Source organism: Aliterella sp. E5.1, assembly GCF_057473825.1.
On record NZ_JBYCCV010000236.1, the window covers coordinates 1 to 2,628 of the forward strand.

General features: G+C 42.0%; 4 protein-coding genes. 2 read left to right on the forward strand and 2 right to left on the reverse strand.

What is annotated here, in order from left to right; all coding sequences use genetic code 11:
- Window positions 1–186 precede the first annotated feature (186 nt).
- A complete protein-coding gene (locus tag AC2VE5_RS25615) occupies window positions 187–480 on the forward strand; it encodes an antitoxin AF2212-like protein (protein ID WP_486890398.1) in 294 nt (97 codons plus the stop codon).
- A gap of 119 nt (window positions 481–599) precedes the next feature.
- Here AC2VE5_RS25615 and AC2VE5_RS25620 read toward each other — a convergent pair.
- A protein-coding gene (locus AC2VE5_RS25620) for an IS5 family transposase (protein WP_486890399.1) occupies window positions 600–1,444 on the reverse strand; the annotation gives its coding sequence in 2 pieces (ribosomal slippage) (window positions 600–1,060 and window positions 1,060–1,444; 846 coding nt in all).
- A gap of 60 nt (window positions 1,445–1,504) precedes the next feature.
- Here AC2VE5_RS25620 and AC2VE5_RS25625 point away from each other — a divergent pair.
- Window positions 1,505–1,867 (forward strand): type II toxin-antitoxin system VapC family toxin, encoded by a 363-nt coding sequence (locus AC2VE5_RS25625; RefSeq protein WP_486890400.1) that lies wholly within the window; start codon window positions 1,505–1,507, stop codon window positions 1,865–1,867.
- A 553-nt stretch (window positions 1,868–2,420) separates the two neighbouring features.
- On the opposite strand, the gene AC2VE5_RS25630 is transcribed toward AC2VE5_RS25625, so the two are convergent.
- Window positions 2,421–2,628, reverse strand: a 208-nt coding sequence (locus AC2VE5_RS25630) for a hypothetical protein (protein WP_486890401.1), incomplete at its 5' end; no start/stop codon positions are given.

Genomic DNA, 2,628 nt, shown 5'->3' on the forward strand with positions numbered 1-2,628 from the left:
CTTTATGTAGCTATTTCGCTCGTTGCGCTTGTAGTTACTTAAGCACTTTGGGATATAATTGGCTACCCTTGAAGAGTCACCAATAGTCGGGGCAGGGCTTTCCCCAGGACTGGCAGCAACTTTTACTAAAGTTACGCTGTTGTCAAAAGCCTCATGACAACACTTCCGGTGAAAACTGCGCCAACTATGTCAGAAACTATTACGGCTGTCTACTCTAACGGGGTGCTGCGCCCCCAAAATCCTTTATCCCTAACTGATGGGCAAACTGTGCGGATTCAAGTTTTGACGAAAGAAGCAGCGTCGGAATCTGAACAGATAATTCAATCTCTAGTGGCAGCAGGACTGGTCACGCCGCCTCCCCGTCGCGGCGATGTTGAATCGGTCTCCGAAGAAGCGTGGCGCGAACTGACCCAAAGACTGGAGGCATCCCCCGGCAAGCCGCTCTCAGAAATCATTATTGAAGAACGGGGTCCAATCTGACCGCCTATTTTCTGGATAGTAGCGCCCTGGTAAAACGGTACGTGCCGGAAACTGGTAGTGCCTGGATAAGAGCGCTCTCGGCTCCCAATCCCGGCAACTCATTAGACCTCTTGCAAAAGTCAAGTTAAAAGAGGATTTAGACCTAAAGTAAGCTCATAATTATAAAGGCAAGCTATTAAATTAAATCTCAATCCAAATCGTTTTCCTCTGTTCCGATATCGCCCTTGCAAAATCCTAAACTTTTTTAACTGTGCAAATACATTTTCAATTAATACCCTTTCTTGAGCTAACTCTCTATTAGCTTTTTTATCTAAAGGAGACAGCTTATTTTTTCTCGGCTTCTTTTTAGGCGTTTGACTGAAAGGATGATATTTTTGAATACCTTGATATCCTTTATCGGCTAAACATTTAATTTCTTTTTTAATGCTTACTTTACTTTTTTTGTATATTTTAAAATCATGCTCTTTCCCCTTCCCATAAGCCGTACATAAAATCTGCCCATTTTTTTGATTGATAATTATTTGGGCTTTTAAAGTATGCTTTTTCTTTTTCCCACTGAAATATTGTTTTTGTTTTTTTTATGCCTTTCTATCGGCGTTTCACTCACATCTACTACTACCGTCTCTAGCTGATAGTCATCTTGAATTAGCCGTTTTTTTCCCGGCAACCTTAATTCTTTAGCTTGAATCAAAATGTTCTCAACTTTTTTGATGATTCGATAGGCGGTAGATTCATTGATTCCCCAAGATGAACCCAAGTGAAAATAAGTTCGGTATTCTCGCCAATATTCTAGAGTCATTAAGATTTGGTCTTCAATTTTTAATTTTGACGGTCTGCCTGTTTTCTGGCGTGAAGTTTCTGCTTTCTTAACTATTGCTACCATCTGATTGAAAGTTCCCAGATGCACTCCACACAATCGTTTAAAGTCTTCAGGCTTCAGTTTTTTTACATTTCTATAAGTCATTTCCTAGTTTAATTCATCTTTATTTACCCAATTTTAACATCGACTTTTGCAAGAGGTCTAATGTTTATTGCCCGAATCACTTGGGTAGAAGTCAGAAGTGCGATCGCCCGTCGGGAGAGGGAAGGTAGTTTGACTCCCAGCGATAGAAAGCTGATTGTGCAAAAGTTTCGCTCTGACCTGAATAATCAGTACCAAGTCATTGAACTCGATTCCACGCTGGCGGAAAGGGCTAGTCACCTGGTCGGGCAATACCCTCTACGCGCTTATGATGCGGTACAACTGGCCTCAGTGCTACTCCTTCAACCCGCTTTCGCTACTACTACCCAATCTGCTCAATTGATTCTTCTCACAGCTGACGACCGCCTGAGCGTTATTGCGAACGCTCTTGGGTTACTGACCGATAATCCTAATCATCATCCCTGAACTGGGTGCAGCCAGTCGTACTCTGCTTATTGTAGGAGGGTATCCGCCGAGGTATGTGCAAAATGGGACAGGTTGTAAATAAATGTTGCGAAACGTGCTTTAGCAATTTACTAACTTGCCCAAAAATGGTAATGGGGCATTCTAATTTTTGCACACTAAAATCAACTCTTCGCGCTATTCAGTCACTCAAACTTGCCCATTAATGACCTTTTTAGGGGATGTTCCATTTGGAGGTAACAAACTCAGCTTGTGACTGAAACCGACTTATATCAGGAGTTCTGTAAGCTGACTTAATATAACTTTACAACGTGTCCCAATTTGCAGGTATCTCGGCGGACACCCTAGGAGGGGATAAATGAGCAGTCGATATTGTTGGCGAACTTAATATTAAAATCTAAAGTTACGAAAACACGTTGCTTCAACCAAGTAATTGAAAACGGATTTACTGGGCTTGAGAATCTATTGTAAAGTTCGCCAACAGTATCCGTTGCTACTCAAACCCCATTCATTGCAAGTTCATTGAAAACTCATGCCAAAAGTAGTGGGCAAGTATTTATTCGGAGTATTTGACGCTGTAAAAAACCCCAAACCTTTGTAGGAAATGGGTTATAGCTATTTGAGAGGCTAATAGCAAGAGGTAGTGCGTCAAATAAACGTGGGATTGGTAGAGTAGAGGGGATCTCTCATCTGCAACTCGTCCATGCAATGCCCTTTGTGTGATCATTCTAAAGCCCATAAACACGGCAAGATGCCCAACGGAC

What these genes read in the sequence shown, in the direction of transcription:
- AC2VE5_RS25615 (WP_486890398.1), top strand. Translation starts at nt 187, where the DNA reads ATGTCAGAAACTATTACGGCTGTCTACTCTAACGGGGTGCTGCGCCCC.
- AC2VE5_RS25625 (WP_486890400.1), top strand. Translation starts at nt 1,505, where the DNA reads ATGTTTATTGCCCGAATCACTTGGGTAGAAGTCAGAAGTGCGATCGCC.